14 protein-coding genes are annotated in these 16,206 nt (G+C 73.8%); 7 read left to right on the top strand and 7 right to left on the bottom strand.

Annotated elements, in window-relative coordinates; all coding sequences use genetic code 11:
• Positions 1–3 precede the first annotated feature (3 nt).
• Positions 4–3,297 carry a non-ribosomal peptide synthetase gene (locus ACZ6S6_RS34725; RefSeq protein WP_362961856.1) on the top strand — a complete coding sequence of 1,098 codons (3,294 nt, stop codon included), beginning with the start codon at positions 4–6 and terminating at the stop codon, positions 3,295–3,297.
• A complete protein-coding gene (locus ACZ6S6_RS34720; RefSeq protein WP_469708965.1) occupies positions 3,294–5,324 on the top strand; it encodes a beta-ketoacyl synthase N-terminal-like domain-containing protein in 2,031 nt (676 codons plus the stop codon). The genes ACZ6S6_RS34725 and ACZ6S6_RS34720 overlap by 4 nt, the downstream gene beginning before the upstream one ends.
• A 69-nt stretch (positions 5,325–5,393) precedes the next feature.
• Here the strand turns inward: ACZ6S6_RS34720 and ACZ6S6_RS34715 are convergent, their stop codons facing one another.
• From ACZ6S6_RS34715 to ACZ6S6_RS34705, 3 genes are read right to left on the bottom strand one after another with little or no spacing between them, the layout of a single operon-like run.
• Positions 5,394–6,146, bottom strand: a complete 753-nt coding sequence (locus ACZ6S6_RS34715; protein WP_469708963.1) for a thioesterase II family protein — start codon at positions 6,144–6,146, stop codon at positions 5,394–5,396.
• 58 nt (positions 6,147–6,204) lie between these two features.
• Complete coding sequence (locus ACZ6S6_RS34710) at positions 6,205–6,693, bottom strand: hypothetical protein (protein ID WP_362961862.1); 489 nt, start codon at positions 6,691–6,693, stop codon at positions 6,205–6,207.
• Positions 6,694–6,712: 19 nt separating this feature from the next.
• Positions 6,713–6,940, bottom strand: coding sequence for a hypothetical protein (locus ACZ6S6_RS34705; protein WP_362961864.1), 228 nt, complete (start codon positions 6,938–6,940; stop codon positions 6,713–6,715).
• A 206-nt stretch (positions 6,941–7,146) separates the two neighbouring features.
• Here ACZ6S6_RS34705 and ACZ6S6_RS34700 point away from each other — a divergent pair, with 206 nt between their 5' ends.
• Both ACZ6S6_RS34700 and ACZ6S6_RS34695 read left to right on the top strand, forming a co-directional pair.
• Positions 7,147–9,312: a prolyl oligopeptidase family serine peptidase gene (locus ACZ6S6_RS34700; RefSeq protein ID WP_469708961.1), complete on the top strand. Its 2,166-nt coding sequence runs from the start codon at positions 7,147–7,149 to the stop codon at positions 9,310–9,312.
• Between the two features lie 73 nt (positions 9,313–9,385).
• Positions 9,386–9,835: a Rieske (2Fe-2S) protein gene (locus ACZ6S6_RS34695; protein ID WP_362961868.1), complete on the top strand. Its 450-nt coding sequence runs from the start codon at positions 9,386–9,388 to the stop codon at positions 9,833–9,835.
• Here the strand turns inward: ACZ6S6_RS34695 and ACZ6S6_RS34690 are convergent.
• Complete coding sequence (locus ACZ6S6_RS34690; RefSeq protein ID WP_469708959.1) at positions 9,819–10,469, bottom strand: cysteine hydrolase family protein; 651 nt, start codon at positions 10,467–10,469, stop codon at positions 9,819–9,821. The genes ACZ6S6_RS34695 and ACZ6S6_RS34690 overlap by 17 nt on opposite strands.
• A gap of 112 nt (positions 10,470–10,581) precedes the next feature.
• On the opposite strand from ACZ6S6_RS34690, the gene ACZ6S6_RS34685 reads away from it, so the two are divergent.
• Positions 10,582–11,058: a pyridoxamine 5'-phosphate oxidase family protein gene (locus tag ACZ6S6_RS34685; RefSeq protein ID WP_469708958.1), complete on the top strand. Its 477-nt coding sequence runs from the start codon at positions 10,582–10,584 to the stop codon at positions 11,056–11,058.
• Positions 11,059–11,130: 72 nt separating this feature from the next.
• Here the strand turns inward: ACZ6S6_RS34685 and ACZ6S6_RS34680 are convergent, their stop codons facing one another.
• Positions 11,131–12,051, bottom strand: coding sequence for a LysR family transcriptional regulator (locus ACZ6S6_RS34680; RefSeq protein WP_362961874.1), 921 nt, complete (start codon positions 12,049–12,051; stop codon positions 11,131–11,133).
• Between the two features lie 74 nt (positions 12,052–12,125).
• On the opposite strand from ACZ6S6_RS34680, the gene ACZ6S6_RS34675 reads away from it, so the two are divergent.
• Positions 12,126–13,118 (top strand): DMT family transporter, encoded by a 993-nt coding sequence (locus ACZ6S6_RS34675; RefSeq protein WP_469708956.1) that lies wholly within the window; start codon positions 12,126–12,128, stop codon positions 13,116–13,118.
• Here ACZ6S6_RS34675 and ACZ6S6_RS34670 read toward each other — a convergent pair.
• Entirely contained in the window at positions 13,096–14,427 is a 1,332-nt protein-coding gene (locus ACZ6S6_RS34670; protein WP_362961878.1) for an aminotransferase class I/II-fold pyridoxal phosphate-dependent enzyme, read from the bottom strand. The genes ACZ6S6_RS34675 and ACZ6S6_RS34670 overlap by 23 nt on opposite strands.
• Positions 14,428–14,462: 35 nt before the next feature.
• On the opposite strand from ACZ6S6_RS34670, the gene ACZ6S6_RS34665 reads away from it, so the two are divergent.
• A complete protein-coding gene (locus ACZ6S6_RS34665) occupies positions 14,463–15,158 on the top strand; it encodes a pyridoxamine 5'-phosphate oxidase family protein (protein ID WP_469708953.1) in 696 nt (231 codons plus the stop codon).
• A gap of 57 nt (positions 15,159–15,215) precedes the next feature.
• On the opposite strand, the gene ACZ6S6_RS34660 is transcribed toward ACZ6S6_RS34665, so the two are convergent.
• Positions 15,216–16,175 carry a DMT family transporter gene (locus ACZ6S6_RS34660; RefSeq protein WP_469708952.1) on the bottom strand — a complete coding sequence of 320 codons (960 nt, stop codon included), beginning with the start codon at positions 16,173–16,175 and terminating at the stop codon, positions 15,216–15,218.
• Positions 16,176–16,206: the final 31 nt, after the last annotated feature.

Raw genomic sequence — 16,206 nt, 5'->3', positions numbered from 1 at the left:
CCCATGACCGTCGACACCGTCGATCTCATCGACCTCTATGCCGGGGAGGGCGGCGGGAACGAGGAGTACGAGTTCCCCGCCTCCGACGCCCAGAGCCGCCTGCTGGTCCTGGACCAGCTGAATCCTGGCACCGCCCAGTACAACGTGCCGGTCGCCTTCGCCGTGCACGGGCCCTTCGACACCCTCGCGTTCGGCCGGGCGCTGGACGCGCTCGTCGCCCGCCACGAGGCACTGCGGACGGTCTTCAGGACCGCCGACGACGGCACCCCGGCGCAGCGCGTCTCGGCCGTCGGACGGGTGCGGCCCGCGCTCCACCGGGACGTGCCCGCCGACCGCGCGGACGCCCTGATCCGCGCCGAGGCCGCCCGCCCCTTCGACACCGCCGAGGGGCCGCTGCTGCGCTGCGCCGTGTACGCGGTGGACGACGGCAGCCACCGGGTGCTCCTCGTCGCCCATCACCTGGTCTGTGACGGCTGGTCGCTCGGCCTGATGCTGGAGGGGCTGTCCGAGGGATACCGGCACGAGACCCGGGGCTCGGCGTACCGGCCGGCCGAACTCCCGCTCCAGTTCCCCGACTACGCGGCCTGGCAGCGGGAGCGCACCGCCGACGGCGCGTTCGAGGCGTCCGTGGAGCACTGGGTGGAGCGGCTGCGCGGCGCGCCCACGGCCGTGGAACTGCCGCTGGACCGCCCGCGCCCGCCGGTCCGCACGGCCGCGGGGGGCGCCGAGCGTTTCCTGCTCGGCGCGGAGGTCAGGGCGCGGCTGGCCGAAGTGGCCGCGGCCCAGGGCGCCACCCCGTTCATGACGATGTTCGCGGCGTACACCGCGTTCCTCTCCCGTCTCTCGGGCGGCGAGGACCTGGTCGTCGGCTATCCGGCCTCGGGGCGCGAGCGGCCCGAACTCCAGGAGATGGTCGGGATGCTGACCAACACCCTGGCGCTGCGCGTGGACGTGTCCGGCGATCCGTCGCTCGACGAGCTCACCGGCCGCGTCCGGGCCTCCCTGCTGGCGGCCCAGCCGTACCAGGACGCACCGTTCGAGGCGGTGGTCGACACCCTCGCCCCGGTCCGCGAGACCAGCCACGACCCGGTGGTGCAGGTGGCGCTCAGCTACGAGGACGAGGCCGCGCCCGGTCTGCGGCTGGCCGGTGCCACGACCGAGCGGCTGGCCCTGACACTGGACACCGCCAAGTTCGACTTCCACCTGTTCGTGGAGCGCTGGGACGAGCTGCTGGCCGCCCAGTTCATCTACCGCAGCGACCTGTTCGACGCCGCGACGGTCCGCCGCTGGACGGAGAACTTCCGCACCCTGCTGGCCGGGCTCCTCGCGGACCCGTCCGCCCCGCTGTCCGCCGTGGAGCTGGTGGGGGCCGACGAGCGCCGCCGGACCCTCGACGGCGCCGACCGCCTCGCCGAGGCCGCGCCGCTGGACCGCCTGGTGCCGGACCTGATCGCCGACCGGGCGGCCGAACACCCCGACGCCACGGCCCTGGTCTGCGGCGGACTCCGCCTGAGCTACGCCGAACTGCTCGGCCGGGCGGACGCGCTGGCCGCCCGGCTGCGCGCGGCCGGGGTGCGGCCCGGCTTCCGGGTCGGCCTGCTCCTGCCCCGCTCGGCCGACCAGGGCATCGCGGCCCTCGCCGTCCTGCGCGCCGGCGGCGCCTACGTACCGCTGGACCACGCGCACCCGGAGGCCAGGCTCCGCCACATGCTGGAGAGTTCGGGCACGGGTCTCCTGCTGACCGCCCTGGACACCGCGGCGAAGGGGGCGTGCCTGGAGGTGCCGTGCATCCGGGTCGACCGCCCGGCCGTCACGGACCCCGTCATGCCCGCGCCCGCCCCGGCCGCCGCGCCGACGCCCGGGGATCTCGCCTACGTCCTGTTCACCTCGGGCTCCACCGGCGTCCCCAAGGGCGTCGCCGTCGAGCACCGGGCGCTGGTCAATCTCACCCGGGCGGTCCGGCACTCCTTCCCGGTGAACGCCGAGGACCGGGTGCTGCAGTTCGTCGCGTTCGGCTTCGACGTCGCCGTCTCCGACCTGTTCTTCCCCTGGGTGGCCGGGGCCGAGCTGCACATCCCGCGCGAGGACGAGCGGATCGGCGAAGCGCTGCTGGAGCGGCTGCGGGACTCCCGCATCACCTATGTGTTCCTGCCGCCGTCCGCCGCGATGCTGCTGCCCGACCTCACCGGACAGCTGCCCGACCTGCGGACCGTCGCGGTCGGCGGCGAGGCGTGCCCCGCCGAGCTGGTCGGACGGCTCAGCGCGCCCGGCCGGCGGATCGTGAACGCGTACGGACCCAGCGAGGTGACCGTCTACGCGACCACCGGGGACCTCACCCCCGGTGAGCCCGTGGCGCTCGGCGGCGCCGTGCCAGGGGCCCGTGTCTACGTACTCGACGAGCGCCTCAGGCCGGTCCCCGCGGGGGTCGCCGGTGAGATCTACGTGGCCGGTGCCTCACTGGGGCGGGGCTACATCGGCCGGCCGGGCCTGACCGCCGAACGGTTCGTCGCCGACCCGCACGGCGCACCCGGCACCCGGATGTACCGCACCGGCGACCTCGGCCGGATCGACGCGCACGGCCTCATCCACTACCTCGGACGCACCGACCTCCAGGTCAAGCTGCGCGGTGTGCGCATCGAACTCGGCGAGATCGAGACCCTGCTGGCCGGCGCGCCGGGCGTCGCGCTGGCGGCGGCCACCGTGCGCGGCACGGGCGCCGCGCAGCGGCTCGTGGCGTACGTGGTCGGCCGGGGCGGGGAAGCGCCCCCGGACGCGGAGCTGCGCGCCCATCTCGCCCGGCGGCTGCCCGGGTCGATGGTGCCCGAGGTGTTCGTGCGTCTTGACGAGATGCCGGTCAGCGGCAACGGCAAGCTCGACCGGGCCCGGCTCCCGGAACCCGTCACCGTGCGGTGCCGGCCGGACGGCTCGGCCACCGTCGCGGGCACCGCGACCGAGCAGCTGGTGGCCGGGCTGTGGGCCCGTGTCCTCAACCTCGAACTGGTCGCCGTCACCGACCACTTCTTCGATCTGGGCGGCAATTCGATCCGGCTGCTCAGCGTCCTGTCCGCCCTGCGCGAGCGGGGGACGTACGGCGAGCTCAGCCTCGTCGACCTGTTCCGCCACCCCACCGTCACCTCCCTCGCCGCCCACCTCGACCGGTCGGCCCGCGGGCCTGACGCCGGGGCTCCCGGCACCGGCCCCACCGCCGGGACGGCCGCCGCGCGCGGCGGTGACCGGCACGCACGACGCACCGCCGCCGCCCGACGACTCAGCTACCGGAAAGGCTCCACACGATGACCGAGAACGCAAGCGCCGCCGAGCCCCTCGCCGCCGACTCCGCGATCGCGGTCGTCGGAATGAGCGGCCGCTTCCCCGGCGCCCCCGACCTGGACACCTACTGGCGCAACCTGCTCGGCGGGCTCTGCTCGGTGACCGATTTCACCGAGGAGGAGCTGATCGCCGACGGCGCCGACCCGCAGGAGGTCCGGGGCCGCGACTACATACCGGCCAAGGGCCATCTCGCGGACGCGGACCGCTTCGACGCGGAGCTGTTCGGCTTCAACCGCACCGAGGCGGCGGCCCTCGACCCCCAGCACCGGCTGCTCCTGGAGACGGCCTGGTCCGCGCTGGAGGACGCGGGCCGCAACCCGCTGGGCGGGTCCGCGCGTACCGGCGTGTACGTCGGCGGCGGCTCCACCGAGCACATGCTCGCGGCGCAGACCGACCCGAAGCTCGCCGCGTCCATCGGGGCGCTCCAGGTGCGCATCCTCACCGACCGCGAGTTCCTGGCCCCCTGGGTCTCCTACCGTCTGGGCCTGGAGGGGCCGAGCCTGACGGTGCAGACGGCCTGCTCGACCTCGCTGACGGCGGTGCACCTCGCGGTGCAGTCGCTGCTGCTCGGCGAGTGCGACACCGCGCTGGCCGGCGGCGTCGCCGTGGACACGGTGCACAAGCGGGGCTACGTCCATCACCAGGGCGGCATCTTCTCCCCGGACGGGCGCTGCCGGCCCTTCGACGAGCGGGCCGGCGGCACCGTGCCCGGCAACGGGGTGGGTGTGGTCGTGCTGCGCCGGCTGTCCGACGCGCTCGCCGACAACGACCCGGTCCGGGCGGTCATCCGGGGCAGTGCCGTCACCAACGACGGCGCCACCAAGGTCGGGTTCACCGCGCCCGGCGTCGACCAGCAGACCGCCGCGATCGTGGAGGCCTGGGCAGCGGCCGGTCTCGACCCGGCCGACGCCCAGTATCTGGAGGCGCACGGCACGGCCACCGCGCTCGGTGACCGCATCGAGGCGGCGGCGGCGACCGCCGCGTTCAAGGGCGCGCTCGGCACCGGGCGGATCGGGATCGGCTCGGTGAAGTCGAACATCGGCCACCTGGACGCGGCGGCGGGCGTGGCCGCGCTGATCAAGTCGGTGCTCATGCTGGAGCACGCCACGCTGGTGCCGAACGCCGACGCCGGCCGCCCGCACCCCGAACTCGGCTTCGAGGACTCGCCGTTCCACCTGATCGAGCGGGCAGCGTCCTGGCCGGAGCCCGAACTCGGTCCCCGGCGGGCGGGCGTGAGCTCGGTCGGCATCGGCGGCACGAACGTGCACGTGGCGCTGGAGCAGGCTCCCCCGCGCGACGGTGCCGGGGCGCCGGACGGCCCGCAGGTGCTGCTGCTGTCCGCCCGCACCCGGAAGGATCTCGACGCGCTGGCCGGCCGGCTGGCCACGGCGCTGCGGGCGCCGGACGCCCCGTCCCTCGCCGACGCCGCGTACACCCTGCGCGTGGGCCGTGCGCCGATGGCCGTGCGCGGCTACGTGCGGGCCGGGGACCGTACGGAGGCGGCGGAGCTGCTGGCCGGGCTGGGGGCGGGCGGTGCGGTGAGCCCCGGTGGGCCCGACCCGCTGGGCGAGGCCTGGCTCGCGGGCGAGTCCGTGCCGCCGGCGGACGGTGGCCGGCGGACCGCGCTGCCCTCCTACCCCTTCGCGGGGAGGGGCCACGGCGCGTACCGCCTGTTCCCGGTCGCGCCGGGCGGGGAGCAGCCGGAGCAGGAGGCCCGTTCGGCGGACCTGGAGCAGGACATCCGCGCGCTGCTCGCCGAGGCCCTGGGGCTGACGGACGCCGATGACCCGGAGATGACGTACTTCGCGGCCGGCGGCGACTCCCTGACCGCCGTCCACCTGGTCGGCTGCCTGCGGGACGACTTCGACCTCGACGTCCCCGTCACGCTGTTCCTGGAACAGCTGACGCTGCACGAGATGGCCCGGCGGATCATCGCGGTCCGGGACGGTGACGATTCCCTCGACGCCCTGCTCGCGGAGTTCGAGGCGGAGTGAGTGACCGCGTCGCACAGGGCTTGGGCCCCGACCCGGAAGGGGTCGGGGCCCAAGCCCTGTTGTGCGGTGTCAGCCGGTGGCGCGGACCGCCCGGCCCGGCACGTTCGCGGCGACGAGTTCCGCCACCCGGTCCAGGTGGTCACCGAGGAAGAAGTGACCGCCGGACAGCACGTGCCGCTCGAAGGAGCCCTCGGTCTCCCGCTCCCAGGCCTGCACGCCCTCGACGGAGACCCGGGGGTCCCTGTCACCGGTCAGCGCGACGACCGGGCAGCGCAGCGGCGGCCCGAGGACATGGGTGCGGGCGGAGAGCATGGCGTAGTCGGCGCGCAGCGGCGGCAGTGCGAGCTGGAGGATGTCGGGATCGGTCAGCAGCTCCTCGTCCGTACCGGACAGCAGCCGCATCTCCCCGATCAGGTCCTCGTCGCTCGCGGGGGTGGGCAGCCTTGCCCGTCGCGGCAGTGACGGGGCTTCGCTCCCCGAGACGAACAGCGCCGCGGGCGCCCGCCCTTCGGCCGCGAGCCGCCGCGCGGTCTCGAACGCCAGGAGAGCGCCCATGCTGTGGCCGAACAGCATGAACGGCCGGCCCCCGCTCGCGGGGAGCGAGGCCAGCACCGCGTCCACGACATCGCCGAACCGTTCGGCGAACGGTTCGGCGATGCGGTCGTGCCTCCCGGGGTACTGCACGACCAGTGTCTCCACCGTCCCCGCGACCGCGGTCGACAGCGGATAGTAGCCACTGGCCGAACCACCCGCGTGCGGGAAGCACAGCATCTGGGCTCCGGCGTCGGGGGCCGGGCGGAAACACCGTATCCAGTTGTTCACGACATCCCTTCTCTCGTGCTGGGTCCGGTCCGTGACCGGCCCCGTGAACGATCCCCGCTCATGGAGCGGCGGCGATCCAGTCCTCCAATTGTTCACGGGTGGTGGCCGGGTCCGCGACAAGAACGGCGAGTTCGTTGTCGCGGGGTTGCAGCGTCGTGAGGGCGGGGCAGCGGTGGCAGGCCTCGACGCCGGCCTGGTTCCACCACTTGCAGTGCGGGCGGAGGTGGCACCGCGGCACGGCGACCGGTCCGGTCTCGGCCGGTACGGTCTTGATGCGTTCGATCAGCCCGCAGGCCTCACCGACCCGGTTCGCGCAGTCCGACACGCAGTGCGAGGCGAACCGGAGCACCCGGTTGGGGGAGATCCCCTCCGGGATCGCGCCGAGAACATCGGCGGCCGGTACGGGTTCGGCCAGGTAGACGACCTGGTCGCGGTCCCCGGACCGAACGCCGAGGACAACGGACTCCGGGCGGCTCGCATCGCCGCTCGGACACCATCTGAGAGGACTCTCCTGCCCGTCCTGGGCAAGGTCCGCGGTGCTGTCCACGGTGCTCACCTCCTATTCGTCAGCAGGAACGCGCGGAAGCCGAGGTGAGCACCAGACCGCCGATGACCCCGCCGCTCACGGCGCCGTTCTCCTGTTCGGCGGCCACCGCCTGAGCGATGCTCTTGGCGAGCTGCTCCTGACTGGTGATCCGGTCCGGACGCTCGGCGGCGTTGGCGGTACCGCTCACCGTGACGAGACCGGCGACGAGAGCTGCGGCAGCGGCTGCGGTACGAATGCTGTTGTTCATCCCTGTCCTCCAAGAAGTCGGTTATCTCTTACCGGAGTTGACGGTAGGTTCCGCGTCCGGCCGCGATCGGCAGTTACGGCGGCATCTTCGGCGGCCGATTTCCCGTCGGCACGCGTCCTTCGTGGGCGACGGCGACCGCCGCTACGGCGCTGAGCCGGGTTCTTCCGGCCGCACGCGGAAGGATTTCGACCTGTCATGGTGTCGCCATGGCTCCCACTCCCGGCACACAGGCCGATGCCCTCGCGACCGCGACCGAGCGGTTCCCCGTCCAGTTCGCCCGTACCCGGCGCTTCTCGCTCGGGGTGCCCCGGCATTTCACCGTCTCGCCGGACGGGGAGCGGGTCCTGTTCGTGCGCGGCACGTCGGGTACCGACCCGGTGAGCAGGCTGTGGCTGTACGAGAACGGCGCGGAGCGGATGCTCGCCGATCCCCTCGCGCCGGGCCTCACGGACGAGGCGCCGGGCGAGGTGCCGCCGGCGGAGCGGGCGCGGCGGGAACGGGCCCGGGAGACCTCGTCGGGCGTGGTCTCCTACGCGGCGGACGGGGCCGCGCGGCTGGTGGCCTTCGCCCTTCGGGGCACGCTCTGGGTGGTGCGCACCGATGGCGGGGCGCCGCGGCGGATCGCCACGGCGGGGCCGGTCGTGGACCCGCGCCCCTCGCCCGACGGTTCCCTGATCGCGTACGTGTCCGGCGGCGCGCTGCACACCGTGCGGGCGGACGGGACGGCCGGCCGCGCGCTCGCCGGACCGGACGGCGAGCAGGTGACGTACGGGCTGTCCGACTATGTGTCGCAGGAGTCGATCGGGCGCTCGCGCGGCTACTGGTGGTCGCCGCGCGGCGATGCGCTGCTGGTGGCCCGGGTGGACACCGCCGGGGTCCGGCGCCGGTACATCAGCGATCCGGCGGACCCGGAGCGGCCGCCGCGCGTGGTGCCGTATCCGGCCGCCGGTACACCGAACGCGAAGGTGTCACTGCTTCTGGTCCGGGTGTCCGGGGAACGGACCGGTGTGCGGCTGCCCGAGGCCGCCGGCGAGGACCACCCGGAAGGCACCTGGACCGACCGGGCCTTCGAGTACGTCGTGTCGGCGGACTGGGACGACCGGGGTCCGCTGGTCTCCGTGCAGACGCGTGACCAGCGGTCCGTCCACGTCCTGGAGGTGGACGGGCGCTCGGGCGCGACCCGGACGGTGAGCCGGGCCCACGACCCCGCCTGGGTCGCGCTGCGGCCGGGCACCCCGCTGCGTCTCGCCTCGGGCGCGCTCACCGTCGCCGCCCGTCCGGGCGGCGACACCCAGGGACTGGACATCGGCGGCACCCCGACACCGCCGGGCCTGGAGGTCCGCGAGGTGGTCGGTGCGGCGGGCGGGCGGGTGTACTTCACCGCGGGCGAGGAGCCGACCGAGACGCACGTCTGGTCGTACGCGACCGACGCGCCCGATGAGGGTTTCGTACGGGTCAGCGGCGTACCCGGTGTGCACACGGCATCCGTCGGCGGGCCGACGGTGGTGCTCGACAGCAGGACTCCGGACGGCCACGGCGTGAGGGTGCTGCGGGCCGGCGTCCCGGTGGGCCGGATCGCGGTCCTGGCGGAGGAACCGCTCGTCACCCCGCGGCCGCTGGCCCTGAGTCTCGGCGAGCGGGAGCTGCGCGGCAGACTGTACCTGCCGTCGTGGCACCGGCCGGGCGACGGCCGGCTGCCGGTGCTGCTCAGCCCCTACGCGGGCCACGGGATGCAGGTCGTCCTGAAGGTGCGTACCTGGTGGGTCGCGGTCGCCCAGTGGTTCGCCGAGCAGGGCTTCGCGGTCCTGGTGACCGACGGGCGGGGCACGCCGGGGCGCGGCGAGGCCTGGGAGAAGTCGGTGCGCGGTGACCGTCTCACCGTGGTGCTGGAGGACCAGATCGACGCGTTGCGCGCGGCGGCCGCGCTCCACCCCGAGCTGGACCTGACGCGGGTGGCGATGCGCGGCTGGTCGTTCAGCGGCTATCTGGCGGCGGCCGCCGTGCTGCGTCATCCGGAGGTCTTCCACGCCGCGGTCGCGGGTGCGGCGTCGGTCGACCGGCGGCTCTACGACACCCATTGGGAGGAACGGTTCCTGGGCCACCCGGATGTGTTCGCGCGGGACTACACCCGCAATTCCCTCCTGGACGAGGCCGGGGCCCTGACCCGGCCGCTCATGCTGGTGCACGGTCTTGCCGATGACAATGTGGCCGTGGCTCACACGCTGCGGTTCTCCGCAGCGCTGCTGGCCGCCGGCCGGCCGCATACGGTGCTGCCGCTGTCGGGCGCCGGCCATCTGGTCAGCCGGGAGGAGACGGCGAGCAACCTGTTGCTGCTGGAGCGGGATTTCCTGAGGAAGTCCCTGGGGCTTTGAACACGGGGTGCCGGCTGCGCGTACCCCTGGACGAAGCCTCGGAGCCCAGTACACCGTGGAAGGGAAAGCCAGCATGAGCGCATCGCAGGACCACGAGGGCCGTCCCGGACGCCGGGCCGTCGTCACAGCGGCCGGCGCCGTCTCCGTGGCTGCCGTACTCACCGCGTGCGGCGGCTCGAAGGAAGCTGCCGGTGCCGTCGAGCTGTCCGGTGAGGGCGGGGCCGGCGGCGGGGGCGCCGTCCTCGCGAAGACCGCCGACATCCCGGAGGGCGGCGGCAAGATCTTCAAGGAGCAGGGGGTCGTGGTGACACAGCCCGCGGCCGGTGAGTTCAAGGCGTTCTCGTCGAAGTGCACCCACATGGGCTGCGCGGTGTCGAGCGTCGCGGACGGCACCATCAACTGCCCCTGTCACGGGAGCAAGTTCGACGTGGCGACGGGGAGTGTGAAGGCGGGGCCCGCCACCGAGCCGCTGCCGGCCGCCCCGATCGAGGTCCAGGGCGACTCGATCAGCCTCGCGTCGTAGGGCCGCGGCCCAGCCAGCAGCCGAGCACGTCGTCCGTGGTGGCGACGGTGGCGACCAGGGCCAGGGTGTTACGGATCATCGCGGGGGTGTAGTCGGCGGGCACCCCCGCGATGGCGTCGGACGGCACCACCGCCGTGTAGCCGAGGTTCACGGCGTCGAACACCGCGTTGGGGATCGCCACGTTGGCCGACACCCCGGTGACGACGAGCGTGCGGCAGCCGAGGTTGCGCAGCAGCGCGTCCACGTCGGTGCCGGCGATGGGCGAGAGCCCGTGGAGTCTGCGGACGACGAAGTCCTCGTCCGCCACCTCGATCGGCTCGGCGATCCGTACCGCCGTGGTGCCGGAGTGCTGCTGCACGGGCAGCCGGCCGGCGGCGCGGAAGAGCCGGGCGTTGCGGCTGGCACCGCGGCCGTCGGGGCGGCGTTCGGCCACGGCGTGCAGGACCTGGACACCGGTCTCGTGTGCGGCGGCGACCAGCCGGGCCACGTTGTGCAGCGCCCCCGAGGACCTGGCCTCCTCGGCGAGTTCGGGCAGCGCGCTGCCCGGCCCCACCACTCCCTGCTGGCACTCCACCGTCAGCAGGACGGTGGAGGCCGGATCGATCTGCTCGGCGAGCTGTTCCCTGGACGGCACGGCTGCCCCTCTCGGCGACGGAACGGGCGCGCGAGGCTAACCTCCATTGCGCGATGAGGGAAGAGGCTCCATGATTCCTGACACATAGTCAGCTAACAGGAGGGGGCTTCCCATGGCCGTCATTCAGCGACGGGGCCGCCGGATCATGATGACGGACGAGGAACGCGACACCTACCTCGCCGGACAGCGCACCTGCCGGGTCGCCACCGTCGGCCCGGACGGCCGCCCGCACGTCGGGGCGCTCTGGTTCTGCTGGGACGGCACCTCGCTGTGGCTCTACTCGATCACCCGGAGCCTGCGGTGGTCGCAGCTCGGCCACGACCCGAAGATCGCCGTGGTCGTCGACGACGGGGTGGAGTACGGGGAGCTGCGCGGCATCGAGCTCTGCGGCGACGCGGTGTTCGTCGGCGAGGCACCGCGCACCGGCGAACCCTGCCCGGAACTCGCCGTGCCCGAGCGGTTGTTCGCGGCGAAGTACTTCGGCATGGAGGTGATGCCGCACGACGGCCGGCACGCGTGGCTGCGGCTCACCCCGGAGGCCGTCACATCCTGGGACTTCGCCAAACTCGCCGGTCCGCCCGGCGCCTGACAGTTCACAAGAACCACCGGAGCCGGGTGCGGCGGCAAGCGGCGGGGGCGGCGCACCGTCCCCGCCGTGGCCCTACCTGTCCTCCAGCGGCTCGTCCAGCTCCCGGCCCGCCGCCCGCAGCGCCGCGACCGCCGCCCTGATCGACGGCCGGCGGTCCGCGTCCGCCCGCCAGACGGCATGGACGTGACGCAGCATCCGCTGCCGCACGGGCACCAGCCGCACCCCGTCCGGAACGGGTCCGCGCCCGAGCCTCGGTGCCACACATACCCCCATGCCGGCGGCGATCAGGGCGAGTTGGGTGTGATGCTCGCCCGCGAGGTGGGCGATGCGCGGTTCGATGCCCTTGGAGCGGAGGGTGAACATCAGCCACTCGTAACAGAACTCACCCTCGGGCCAGGACACCCAGTCGTCGTCGGCGAAGTCCTCCAGATCCACCTCGGCCCGGTCCGCGAGCGGATGCCCGGCCGGCATCGCGATGTCCGGGACGTCGTCGAGCAGTTGGGCCGTGGCCAGCCCGCCCGGCACCGGCAGCCGCTTGTTGCTCCAGTCCAGCACCACCGCGAGGTCGATGTCACCCCTGAACACCGCGCGGATTCCGGCCTCGGGCTCCAGCTCGCTGGTACGCACCCGGAGTTCGGGGTGATCCGCGCGCAGGGCGAGCAGGGTGGACGGGAAGAGACCGCGCGCCGCGGTGGGGAACGCGCCCAGCCGGATCTCGCCCACCACCTCGCCCCGCTGCGCCTCGATGTCGGACTGGGCGAGCTCGACCTGGGAGAGAATCCGGGCCGCGTGGTCGGCCAGCAACCGCCCCGCGTCGGTGAGCCGGACCCCGCGGCCGTTCTTGGCGAGCAGTTGCTGCCCCACCTCGCGCTCCAGCTTGGCCAGCTGCTGCGAGACTGCCGACGTCGTGACGTGCAGTCCCTCGGCGGCGCCACTGACCGAACCGAGCCGGGCGAGTGCATCCAGGGTGCGCAGGCGCTCCAGATTCAACATGTAAGCAATGCTACGCCGATGACCACACAAACTCTCACTTGTGCTACGAGATCGAATTCGTCATCGTGGAACCCATGAGCGCACCGCCCGCACCGACCTCCTCCCCCGCCGGCCCGGCCCGCCTTCCGGCTCCGGACTGGCGGCTGCGCTTCGCGGCGCTCTCGCTCATCTGGGGATTCAGCTTTCTCCTGATCAAGGTCGGCACCGACGGGTACGCACCGTTCCAGGTCACCCTCGGGCGGCTGCTTTCGGGCACGGCGGTGCTGGCCGTGGCCATGGCGGTGAAGCGGGAGCGGCTGCCGCGCACCGCCCGCACCTGGGGCCATCTGGCCGTCGCCGCCTTCTTTCTCAACGCGCTGCCGTTCTCGCTCTTCGCGTACGCCGAACTGACCATCCCCTCGACGCTGGCCGGCATCTGCAACGCGACCTCACCGCTGTGGGGCATGGCGCTGTCGCTGGTCGCGCTCTCGGAGGACCGGCCGACCCGGCGGCGGGTCGCCGGCCTCGGGCTCGGCTTCCTCGGGGTGCTGACCGTGCTCGGTGCCTGGCAGGGCTTCTCCGGCCTCGACTTCACCGGTACGGCGATGGCGCTCCTGGCCTCCCTCAGCTATCCGGTCGGCTGGATCTACGTCCGCCGGACGCTGGCGGGCAGCGGTTCGTCGACCCTCGCGCTCACGGGCAGCCAGCTCTTCCTGGGCACCGCGCAACTCGCCGTGGTGACTCCGCTGTTCACCTCGGCCCCGGCAGGATTCCCGCTGCTGCCCACCCTGGCCGTGGTCGCCCTGGGGGCCCTCGGCACGGGACTCGCGGTACTCCTGCAGTACGGGCTGGTCACCGAGGTCGGCCCGACGACCGCACAGATGGTCACCTATTTCATCCCGGTGATCGCCACCGCCGCCGGAGTCACCGTGCTCGGCGAACAGCTGAGCTGGAACACCCCGGTCGGTGCCCTCGTGGTCCTGGCGGGGGCCGCACTGACCCAGAGCAGGCCCCGGACCCCCAGGCCGGCCACCCCACCGGAACCCGCCCCCGCCCGGCGGCGGCTCAGCCGTAGCTCAGGGGCCTGACGGGCCCCACCGCGGCCGCCACCGCGTCCGCCAGCGGCTCGATGTCCGCGTCGCCGAGCGGCGACACGGTGATCCGGATCCCCTGCGGCGCGGACACTCGGAAGCGGGCTCCGGGCGCCACCGCCCAGCCCGTGTGCAGCAGCCGCGTCACGGCCCCGGTCTCGTCGCTCACGGGGACCCACACGTTCATACCGCTGCGGCCGTGCGCCTCGACACCCCTGGCCTCCAGCGCCCGCACCAGGGCGTCGCGGCGACGCGCGTACGACCGGGCCACCGCCCGTGAATCCACGGCGTCCTCGGTCCACAGGTGCACCATCGCCCGTTGCAGCAGCCTGCTGACCCAGCCGGGCCCCAACTGCTGGCGCCCCGACACCCGGTCGGCCGTGACCGCGTCGCCCGTCAGCACGGCGACCCGCAGATCCGGCCCGTACGCCTTGGCCACCGACCGCACGAACGCCCAGCGGTCCGTGGCACCCGCCAGGGGATGCAACGGCAGGTCGACGATGGCGTGCCCGTGGTCGTCCTCGATCAGCAGCACGCCCCGGTGGCCGGCGAGAACCGCCCGCAGTTCGGCCGCGCGGGCGGCGCTGATCGCGGCCCCGGTCGGATTCTGCGCCCGGCCGGTGACGACGACCGCGCGGGCGCCGGCTCTCAGTGCCGCTTCGAGGGCGTCCGGCAGCGGCCCGTCGTCGTCGAGCGCGACGGGGACGGGACGCATCCCCAGCGCCGGCACGAGGTCCAGCAGGCTGCCCCAGCCCGGATCCTCGACGGCGACCGCGTCACCGGGTCTGAGGTGGGCGTTCAGCACCCGTTCGATCGCGTCGAGCGATCCCGAGGTGGCGATCACCGGCCCGGCCGGAACACCGTCGGCGTCGAACCCGCTTCGCGCGAGCGCGGCGAACTCCGGGTCCACGGGCGGCTGCGCGTACATCCCGGGCGCCCGCGCGTACGCCTCGGTGACCGCGGCGAACGCCTCGCCCAGGGCCGGCAGCAGCGCCGGGTCCGGGTTCCCCTTCCCGAGGTCCCGCACTCCGGGCGGCGCCTCGATCCGCAGCGAGCCGCGTGCGGTGCTCGCGGGGCGCGGCCGGATCCGGCTGCCCCTGCGCCCGGCCGTCTCGATCACCCCGCGCTCGCGCAGGGTGCGGTAGGCGGCCGCCACCGTATTGGGATTCACCTCCAGCCGGGCGGCCAACTCCCGCATGGGTGGCAGCACTTGGCCGGGGGCCAGCTCCCCCGAGCCGACCGCCTGCTCCACGCTGGCGGCAATTTCCGATGCGCGCCGCCCGGTGATCCGATACTCTCCTAGCACAAACAAGAGTATGCACTAGTGCAATGGAGTACGCAATGCCGGACACCCCACCGCCGCGGGCCACGGGCCCGGACGCCGCGGCCGCCTACGAACCGACCGGGCGGTCGTACCCGGCCCGCTCCCGCGAACGGGCCGGGTACGACCGCGAACAGATCCATTCGATACTCGACGAGGCCTACGTCTGTCATCTCGGCTTCGTGCGCGACGGAGCCCCCGTCGTCCTGCCGACGCTCTTCGGCCGGGTCGGCGAGCGGCTCTACGTACACGGCTCCACCGGCTCCCGCCCGCTGCGGACGGCGGGCGGAAGCTCCGACGGCCTCGCCGTGTGCCTGACGGTGACGCATGTGGACGGGCTGGTCCTGGCCCGCTCCGCCTTCCACCACTCGCTCAACTACCGTTCCGTGGTGGTCCATGGCATCGCCCACGCGGTGACCGACCCCGAGGAGCGGCGTACCGCGCTCGACGCGATCGTGGAGCAGGTGGTTCCGGGGCGCTCACGGGACTCACGGCCGGCCGACGAGAAGGAACTCGCGGCCACCGCCGTCCTCCGGCTGGATCTGCGGGAGGTGTCCGCCAAGGTCCGCACCGGCGGCCCGAACGACGAGCCCGAGGATCTCGGACTGCCCCACTGGACAGGCGTCGTCCCACTGACACACGGCTTCGCCGAGCCCGTCCCCGCGGCCGACCTCGATCCCGCCATCGCGGTTCCGGACTACCTGAAGGCGCTCTGAACCACTCCTGGGCGGCGGGCCCTCGACGGAGAAGTGGAGCCGCCCGCCACCCGTCGGTCAGGCGTGGGCGGCCGCCTCGCGCCGGGCGTTCGCGGCGCCGCGAGTCTCGGCCACCGCCAGCCCGGCCACCGCGGTGAGCAGCAGCAGGGTCCCGGCGACGGTGGCCGCGGTGAGCTCCTCGTCCAGCAGCACGACGGCGATGACCGCCGCGCTCACCGGTTCGAGGAGCATGATCACCGAGACGGTGGCGGCGCGCACCACCGCGGCCCCCGCGAAGTAGAGCGCGTAGGCGAGTGCGGTCGGGATCGCGGCCACGTACACGAGCAGGATCACCACCTGTGCCGTGTGCGCGGTCTGCGGCACGATGCCCTCACCGGCCGCCATCGGCAGCAGCAGGACCGCCGCGACGGCGAATGCCCAGGCGCTGGTGGCGAGCGCGTCCGCACCGCCCCCGTCACGGCCGAGCCAGCGGGTCAGCAGGGTCATCGCGGCATAGCCGGCCGCGGCGAGCAGCGCCAGCGCGATTCCGGCGGGCCGCACCGTCCCCGCGTCGCCGCCGAGCACCAGTACGGCGAGCCCGGTCAGCGCGCCCGCCACCGCGGCGATCCCGCCGCCGCCAAGCCGCTCGCCCATGGTCAGCCGGGCGCCGACGGCGATGAGGACGGGGCCCGCCCCGAGTGTGACGACGGTCCCGACCGCGAGGCCGGTGACCTGGACCGCGGCGAAGTACGCGGTCTGGAAGACGGTGAGCCCCACACCGGTGCCGACGATGCGCAGCAGCCGGCGACGACGGGGTTCGGCAGCGGCCGCCGCCCGCGCGGGCCGCAGCGCCAGCGCGGCGAGCAGGAGGACGAGGCCGCCCGCGCAGCGCCAGAACGACAGCGCGAGGGGGCCGAGGTCACTGGCCTCGAAGATCAGCGAGGCGGCGGCACCGGCCGTGCCCCAGGCGACTCCGGCGATGATCAGATAGCAAAGGCTCCGCCCGGTGGACAGGCCGGAAGCATGATTCGACGGCACGTGTACTTCTCCAAGGAAGACGGGAGAGGGT

The sequence above is a fragment of the Streptomyces sp. NPDC048671 genome, assembly GCF_055587045.1.
Note: the sequence above shows the minus strand (reverse complement) of the source record. Positions and strands in the feature narration are given on the sequence as shown.

Coding starts and splice junctions, on each gene's coding strand:
- ACZ6S6_RS34675 (WP_469708956.1), top strand. CDS start 12,126: ATGAGCGCACCGCCCGCACCGACCTCCTCCCCCGCCGGCCCGGCCCGC.
- ACZ6S6_RS34695 (WP_362961868.1), top strand. CDS start 9,386: ATGAGCGCATCGCAGGACCACGAGGGCCGTCCCGGACGCCGGGCCGTC.
- ACZ6S6_RS34685 (WP_469708958.1), top strand. CDS start 10,582: ATGGCCGTCATTCAGCGACGGGGCCGCCGGATCATGATGACGGACGAG.
- ACZ6S6_RS34720 (WP_469708965.1), top strand. CDS start 3,294: ATGACCGAGAACGCAAGCGCCGCCGAGCCCCTCGCCGCCGACTCCGCG.
- ACZ6S6_RS34725 (WP_362961856.1), top strand. CDS start 4: ATGACCGTCGACACCGTCGATCTCATCGACCTCTATGCCGGGGAGGGC.
- ACZ6S6_RS34705 (WP_362961864.1), bottom strand. CDS start 6,940: ATGAACAACAGCATTCGTACCGCAGCCGCTGCCGCAGCTCTCGTCGCC.
- ACZ6S6_RS34665 (WP_469708953.1), top strand. CDS start 14,463: ATGCCGGACACCCCACCGCCGCGGGCCACGGGCCCGGACGCCGCGGCC.
- ACZ6S6_RS34700 (WP_469708961.1), top strand. CDS start 7,147: ATGGCTCCCACTCCCGGCACACAGGCCGATGCCCTCGCGACCGCGACC.
- ACZ6S6_RS34680 (WP_362961874.1), bottom strand. CDS start 12,051: ATGTTGAATCTGGAGCGCCTGCGCACCCTGGATGCACTCGCCCGGCTC.